Source organism: Aeromicrobium sp. PFPM2_SD2, from assembly GCF_057364525.1.
This window is the reverse complement of the sequence record NZ_JBNFNZ010000096.1, coordinates 1-6,832: the sequence shown is the minus strand read 5'-3', so window position 1 is coordinate 6,832 and position 6,832 is coordinate 1. Positions and strand designations below refer to the sequence as shown.

Here is a 6,832-nt window from a genome sequence, read left to right as displayed (position 1 = left end):
CAGCAGCGCGTCGCGCAGCTGCAGCAGCAGGTCGAAGGGGCCGAGCAGCCGCACGCCTCGGGCGCGCGGGGGCCTCGCGCAGCGCGTCGACGTCGGCCGCGAGCATCGAACGTGCCTCGCCGTCGACCTCGACCGTCACCGCGTCGGCGGGCCAGTGGGTCGCGACGTCCTGGATGCGCGAGTCGAGGAAGCCGGCGACCTCGGCGGGCGTGGCCGGGCCGACCAGGTGCAGGTAGGCGCGGATCGGGTCCAGGTGCGGCGCCGCCGGCTGCGGGCCGGCCCAGCCGCGGATGCGCTCGAGCACCGGGGGAGAGGTGCGCGGGCGCAGCTCGAGCCCGGCCTGCAGCGCCGAGAGCCGGAACGGCTGCTCGTACAGGTGCGTGGTGCCGCACGGCCCGCACTCGCGCAGGTAGGGCTCGTCGACGCGTGCGGTCATAGCCGTGGAGACGTCGCCCTTCGGCATGGGGTGGTCGACGACCTCACGCATGAGCGTCGCGACCTTCGCGAGCGCGTCGGTGACCGGCACGTGCGCGGCCTTCAGCGGCTTGGCGGCGTCGAAGATGCGCTTGGCGGCGTCGCGCTCGCTGAGCGGGGCGGTGGCGGCGGCGACCTGGGCGACCTGCTCGCGGCGGTAGAGGGCCGGGGCGCCGCGCAGCGTCCAGAACCAGGACGGTGGAGCCGGGCGCCGGCTCGCAGCCGCGGATCGCGAGTGCCCACGGGGCACCGTCGGGCCCGGTGTCCTGGACGCCGAGGTCGAGCACGGCGGCGTCGGCGTGCACCCCGGTGCGCTCGAGCTGCTGGGCGTGCACGCGGTAGCGCAGCGCCTGGGCCCGGGTCACCTGCATGGAGAAGGTGTACCAGCCGGCGGCGACAGCCGTCACGGGTTCGTGCGGGAGGGAGCTTCATGCCTTCGGGTCGTGGGCACAGCCTCGACGCATGACGATGCGTCACACGCCACGCCCGGGTGCGGGAAGCAACCGCGAGGGGAGCGCGTTGCCCCAGGTATGCGCCTGTCCGTGCTCGACCTCGTGCCCGTCCGCTCCGACCAGACCTCCGCCGACGCCGTCGCGGCCACCGTCCGCCTCGCGCAGGCCGCGGACGCCGCCGGGTTCGAGCGCTACTGGGTCGCCGAGCACCACAACATGGCCGCCGTCGCCGCCACGTCCCCGCCGGTGATGATCGGCATCCTCGGCGCGCAGACCGACCGCATCCGGCTCGGCTCGGGCGGCGTGATGCTGCCCAACCACGCGCCGCTGGCCGTGGCCGAGCAGTTCGCGCTGCTCGAGGCCGCCTACCCCGGCCGCATCCGAGCCTGGGCATGCCGGCCGCGCCCGGCTCGGACCCGGTCACGTCCATGGCCCTGCGCGGTGCCGCGGGCCGCGACGACACCGACGTCCACCAGTTCCCGCAGTACCTCGACGACGTCGTGGCGCTCATGGGCACCGAGGGCGTCCGCGTGCCGGTGCCGCGCCAGCAGTACGTCCTCAAGGCGACGCCCGCCGCGGCCAGCGAGCCGCGCATGTGGCTGCTCGGCTCGTCCATGTACTCCGCCGAGCTGGCCGCCGAGAAGGGCCTGCCGTACGTGTTCGCGCACCACTTCTCCGGCCACGGCACCGCCGAGGCGCTCGCCTACTACCGCGAGAACTTCCGGCCCAGCGACCTGTGCGCCGAGCCCACCACCTTCCTCACCGTGAACGCCGTGGTGGCGCCGACGCACGAGGAGGCCGAGGCCCTCGCCCTGCCGCAGATGCGCCAGATGGCCCGGCTGCGCACCGGGCAGCCGTTCGGGCCGCTCGAGCTGGTCGAGGACGCCCAGGCCGAGCCGCTGCACCCCCAGCTCATGGAGCTCGTGACGTCGGGCATCGGCCGGGCGGTCGTCGGGCGAGCCGGGCGAGGCCGCGGACGAGATCCGCGCGCTGGCGGACCAGTTCGGCGTCGACGAGGTCATGCTGCACCCGGTCGCGTCCGCGCACCGCGGCGGCGACGCCCGCGCGTCCGAGGCTCGCGAGCAGACGCTGACGCTGCTCGCCAAGGAGCTGCTGGGCTAGTCCGCCTGCTGCGCCGAGCGCTCCTGCTCCAGGCGGGCGTGCTCGGCGCGCAGCGCGATGGTGGTGCCGGTGACGACCGCGCCCACCATGAGGCAGCCCAGGCCGCAGATCGCGGCGACGCCACCGAGAGCGAGCAACGCGACCAGCGCCTCGTCCTCAGCGCGGCTCCATCCCGTCCCGGCGAGGAGGAGTGCGACCAGGAGGACGAACCCTCCGATCGCGAACCACTCACTGGCCTCGGTGCGGTCGCCGGGGACGGTCGTGCTCGCGGGCTCGCTGCTCATGGCGCGACCCTAGGCCGGGCCGGACGTCCGTGGGGCGGAAACGCCGCTGACCGGTCGGGCGAGTGTTCGCCGGACGTTCACCGGTCGGCTCTCGTCCCGGTCACCGCCGCGCCGCCAGGCGAGCACGAGCGCAGCCGGATCAGGACGTCGAACTTGTGCGTGTTGCGCAGCGGCGCCAGCGCGCCGTCCAGCAGCGCCTGCCAGGAGCCGGGCGCGAGGTTCGTGCCCGCGTGGCCCAGCGTCACGAGCACCAGGCCGAGCACCGCCCCGGCCAGCAGGAAGCGTCCCACCGGGTTGTCGCGCCGGGCCAGGCCGTAGAAGCCGAGGGCGACCACGACGACGGAGCTGACGATGACGTACGACTGGCTCACGAGCTGGTTGCCGGCCACGAGGTTGCCGTCGAGGTACGGGATCCAGTTGGTCGTGCCGCGCAGCGCGTCGTACGCCGTGGCGACGCCGGTCGTGGTGGAGGCGCTCTCGATGAAGTCCAGGAACGGCGGGCTGTAGCGGCCCAGCAGCAGGAGCGGACCGATCCACCACAGCGTGCCGAGCAGCACCAGCGGCGGCCACCAGCGGATCATCGCGCGGCGCTGCGGCGACGGGGACGCCATGAGCAGCCACAGCGCGCCCAGCGGGACGACGGCGAACGTGGCGACGGCGTTGACGCCGCCCACCGCGGCGACGGCGAGGGCCGACAGGGCGGCATGGAACGCCGGCCGGGACGAGCGCAGACCCAGCACGAGCGGCACCAGCACCCAGGGGGCCAGGGCCGAGGGCCACACCTCGACCGAGCTGGTGCCGATCAACGTCAGGATGCGCGGCGACAGCGCGAACGCCAGGCCGCCGAGCACGCGCGCCCACGGCGTCCCGATGCCCAGGGCGCCGGCGAGCTTGACCACGCCCAGGAAGGCGACGACGAGCAGCAGCGACCACCAGGCCCGCTGCACCACCCAGCCCGGCACGTGCGCGAGGTCGGCGAGCCAGAAGAACGGCCCCATGGGGAACAGGTAGCCGTAGGCCTGGTTCTGCACCTGCCCCAGCGAGCCGTCCGGGTCCCACAGGCTCAGCGCCCGGGCCAGGAAGCCACCGGGGTCGATGACGAGGTCGGCCTTGGTGTCGGCGACGAGCATGCGGGGGGCCTGCACGAACGCGACGGCGGCGAGCACCATGCTCACCGCCGCCAGTCGCAGTCGCCAGGCGGTGACCCTCATCGCTTCCTCAGCACGACGGCGAGGTTCCAGGTGACGAGCTCGCGCAGCACCGGCACGCGCAGCACCCACCACGACCAGCGCGGCAGGTAGCGCGGCACGACGGCCAGGACGTCGGCCTCGGTCTGGGTGCGGGCCCAGCGCTGGCCGGCCGCCGCCGTCACGGCGAACAACGACTCGCCGTAGACGTTCTTGGGCGGGTGGCCGTGCCTGCGCTCGTAGCGACGCGCGGCGTACCGGCCGCCCAGGAAGTGCCAGGGCGCCGTCTCGTGCCCGCCCCACGGGCCGAACCACAGCGTGTACGACAGGAAGACCAGGCCGCCCGGCTTGGTCACGCGCACCATCTCGTCGGCCATCTGCCACGGCTTGTCGACGTGCTCGAGGACGTTCGAGGAGTAGGTGACGTCGAAGCTGGCGTCGCGGAAGGGCAGCTCCATGCCCGAGCCGAGCACCGTGCCCGGCTCCGGCTCGGACGCCGCCGACAGCTCGCCCAGGTCGGCGTCCAGCGGGGTGTAGCGCGCCCCGGCGGCGCGGAAGGCGCGGGCGAAGTAGCCCGGTCCGCCGCCGACGTCCAGGACGTGCGCGCCCTCGAGCGTCCCGTACGCCGCGAGCTGCTGCACGGAGTCCTCGGCCAGCGTGCCGTAGAAGTGGGCGGGGTCGGTCTGCTCGACGCGGAAGGCCCGGAAGAGCTTCACGGACCGCGCGAGGTCCGGGGAGAAGGCGTCGGGCACGCGGGAACGATACATGAGACCCACCACACACCGACTGTTACAGTTGAACTGTCATCCGTGGCGTGATCTCGGCCACGACGCTCGCCCCGGAGGCCCACGTGCACGTCCTGTTCGCCAACTGGCGCGACACCAGCAACCCCGAGGGCGGCGGCTCCGAGCGGTACGTCGAGGCGATGGCCCGGGGCCTGGTGCAGCGGGGCCACACGGTGACCATCGCCTGCGCCGAGTACCCCGGTGCCGCCCGCGACGAGGTCGTCGACGGCGTCCGGTTCGTGCGCCGCGGCACCAAGCTCAGCATCTACGTGCGCGTCCTGCTGCGCCTGCTGCTCGGGCTCTACGGCAAGGTCGACCACGTCGTCGACGTGCAGAACGGCCTGCCGTTCTTCACCCGCCTGGCCACCCGCAAGCCGGTCACCGTCCTGGTGCACCACGTGCACCGCGAGCAGTGGCCGGTGGTCTACCCCGGCCTGACCGGACGCATCGGCTGGTTCATCGAGTCACGCGTCGCGCCGCTGCTCTACCGCCGCTCTCAGTACGTCACGGTCTCGCAGGCCTCGTGCGACGAGCTCGTCGAGCTGGGCGTCGACCGCGAGCGCATCGCGATCGTCCACAACGGCACCGAGCCGGCCCCCGAGGTCGCGGTGACCCGCTCCCCCACGCCCCGGCTGTGCGTGGTCGGCCGGCTGGTCCCGCACAAGCAGGTGGAGCACGCCATCGACGTCGTCGACCGGCTCACCGCGGAGTTCCCCGACCTCGAGCTGGACGTCGTCGGAGACGGCTGGTGGCACGACGAGCTCGACGCCTACGCGCGCGAGCGCGGCCTGCGCGACCGGGTGCACCTGCTCGGCTTCGTCGACGAGCGCACCAAGCACGAGGTCTACGCCCGCGCCTGGGCGATGCTGCTGCCCTCGCTCAAGGAGGGCTGGGGCATCGTCATCGGCGAGGCCGGCGTCCACGGCACGCCGACCCTCGCCTACCGCGAGGCCGGCGGCCCGACCGAGTCGATCGACCACAAGGACTCCGGCGTCCTGGTCGACACCGTCGCCGAGCTGGCCGACGAGACCGGCGCCGTGCTGCGTGACGCCGAGTGGCGCGCGTTCCTCGGGGCCGGGGCGCACCGCAAGGCCGAGCGGTACTCCTGGACCGCCGCCCAGGCCGGGTTCGCGACCGTCCTCGGACTCTGACCGCCCGTCCCGCGGGGACGACGAAGGGCCCGGAACCTCAGGTTCCGGGCCCTTCGTCCGCGCGGTGGCGCGAGGTCAGCTAGTTCGAGCCGTAGTTCACGGTGCTGGTGGAGCTGATGGGCTCTTCGCCCGCCGACTGCTGGGACTGCACGATGCCGACGGCCGTCGCGGTGGCGAGCGCCCCGCCGCCGATCAGGCAGCCGATGGTGATCAGGATTCCGTTCACGTCTTTGTCCCTCCTCAAGAACTACGCAAGAGTAACAGTAGCGCACGTCACAAGGCGTGCGCTTCGTCACGAAAGTTCACGGACGTGTCACGAGCCCCAGAGCCAGCCCGTAGTGTGGCCCCCATCATGCGAACCGAGGTCAGGTCCGGAGAGCTGCGCGGCCTCCTCACCACCGCCCGTCCGCGGCAGTGGTCCAAGAACGCCCTCGTGCTCGTGGCCCCGCTCGCTGGCGGCGTGCTGCTGGAGTCCACGGTCATCGCCTCGGTCGTCGCGGCGTTCGTCGCCTTCGTCATGGCGTCCGCGTCGATCTACCTGGTCAACGACACGCTCGACCGCGAGGCCGACCGGCTGCACCCGGTCAAGCGTCACCGCCCGGTCGCGGCCGGACAGGTCCGGCCGCAGGTCGCGCTCGCCACCGCCGCCGTGCTCGGGCTGGGCTCGGTCGTCCTGGCCGCGGCCGTCGACCTCGACCTGCTCGCCACGGTCGCCGTCTACCTCGTGCTGCAGCTGGCCTACGCGCTGTGGCTCAAGCACGTCGCCGTGCTCGACATCGCCATCGTGTCGTCCGGCTTCCTGCTGCGCGCCATCGCCGGCGGCGTCGCCGCGGACGTGCCGCTGTCGCAGTGGTTCCTGCTGGTGGCGGCGTTCGGCTCGCTGTTCATGGTCGCCGGCAAGCGCTACTCCGAGCTCATGACGCTCGGGGCGGCCGGCGGCACGCGGCGGTCGCTGAACGACTACTCCGACTCCTACCTGCGCTTCGTCTGGAGCCTGGCCGCGGCCGTCGCCGTCACCGCGTACAGCCTGTGGGCCTTCGAGCTCGTCCCGACCGGCCACGTCAACTGGCAGGCCATCTCCATCGCGCCGTTCGTCGTCGGCATCCTGCGCTACGCGGTCGACGTCGACCGCGGCCTGGCCGGCGAGCCCGAGGACGCCGTGGCGCGCGACCGCGTGCTGCAGCTCGTCGGCCTGGTCTGGGTCGTCCTGTTCGCCCTGGGGGTCTACGCATGAGCACGCAGCCGCTGCACGGATGGGGTCGCACGAGTCCGTCGGCCGCCCACGTCACGCGAGCGGCCGACGAGGACGCCCTGCGAAGCACCGTCGCCGCCGCCGGCGACCGGGGGCCCTCGTCGACGCGGTCGACGCCTACGCCG

General features: G+C 73.4%; 8 protein-coding genes and 1 pseudogene. 3 read left to right on the top strand and 6 right to left on the bottom strand.

Annotated elements, in window-relative coordinates:
• On the bottom strand, nucleotides 1-724 hold a 724-nt coding region (locus AC2W7G_RS06680), incomplete at its 3' end, for a DNA glycosylase AlkZ-like family protein (protein ID WP_485867744.1).
• A gap of 280 nt (nucleotides 725-1,004) precedes the next feature.
• On the opposite strand from AC2W7G_RS06680, the pseudogene AC2W7G_RS06675 reads away from it, so the two are divergent.
• A pseudogene (locus AC2W7G_RS06675) lies at nucleotides 1,005-1,250 on the top strand (LLM class flavin-dependent oxidoreductase); the annotation flags it as partial.
• Nucleotides 1,251-1,291: 41 nt separating this feature from the next.
• Here the strand turns inward: AC2W7G_RS06675 and AC2W7G_RS06670 are convergent.
• The 4 genes from AC2W7G_RS06670 to AC2W7G_RS06655 all read right to left on the bottom strand — a co-directional run bounded on the left by AC2W7G_RS06670 (nucleotide 1,292) and on the right by AC2W7G_RS06655 (nucleotide 4,286).
• Nucleotides 1,292-1,948: a hypothetical protein gene (locus AC2W7G_RS06670; protein WP_485867745.1), complete on the bottom strand. Its 657-nt coding sequence runs from the start codon at nucleotides 1,946-1,948 to the stop codon at nucleotides 1,292-1,294.
• 96 nt (nucleotides 1,949-2,044) lie between these two features.
• Nucleotides 2,045-2,332 (bottom strand): hypothetical protein, encoded by a 288-nt coding sequence (locus AC2W7G_RS06665; protein ID WP_485867743.1) that lies wholly within the window; start codon nucleotides 2,330-2,332, stop codon nucleotides 2,045-2,047.
• A 77-nt stretch (nucleotides 2,333-2,409) separates the two neighbouring features.
• Nucleotides 2,410-3,543: an alpha-(1->3)-arabinofuranosyltransferase domain-containing protein gene (locus AC2W7G_RS06660; RefSeq protein WP_485867742.1), complete on the bottom strand. Its 1,134-nt coding sequence runs from the start codon at nucleotides 3,541-3,543 to the stop codon at nucleotides 2,410-2,412.
• On the bottom strand, nucleotides 3,540-4,286 hold the full coding sequence (locus AC2W7G_RS06655; RefSeq protein ID WP_485867741.1) for a class I SAM-dependent methyltransferase: 747 nt from the start codon (nucleotides 4,284-4,286) through the stop codon (nucleotides 3,540-3,542). Before AC2W7G_RS06655 ends, AC2W7G_RS06660 begins: the two co-directional genes overlap by 4 nt.
• Before the next feature lie 47 nt (nucleotides 4,287-4,333).
• On the opposite strand from AC2W7G_RS06655, the gene AC2W7G_RS06650 reads away from it, so the two are divergent.
• Nucleotides 4,334-5,455, top strand: a complete 1,122-nt coding sequence (locus AC2W7G_RS06650) for a glycosyltransferase family 4 protein (protein WP_485867740.1) — start codon at nucleotides 4,334-4,336, stop codon at nucleotides 5,453-5,455.
• Nucleotides 5,456-5,534: 79 nt separating this feature from the next.
• Here AC2W7G_RS06650 and AC2W7G_RS06645 read toward each other — a convergent pair whose 3' ends face one another.
• Nucleotides 5,535-5,681: a hypothetical protein gene (locus tag AC2W7G_RS06645; RefSeq protein WP_485867739.1), complete on the bottom strand. Its 147-nt coding sequence runs from the start codon at nucleotides 5,679-5,681 to the stop codon at nucleotides 5,535-5,537.
• A 126-nt stretch (nucleotides 5,682-5,807) separates the two neighbouring features.
• Between AC2W7G_RS06645 and AC2W7G_RS06640 the strand changes: the two genes are divergently transcribed.
• Nucleotides 5,808-6,689, top strand: coding sequence for a decaprenyl-phosphate phosphoribosyltransferase (locus AC2W7G_RS06640; RefSeq protein ID WP_485867738.1), 882 nt, complete (start codon nucleotides 5,808-5,810; stop codon nucleotides 6,687-6,689).
• Nucleotides 6,690-6,832: the final 143 nt, after the last annotated feature.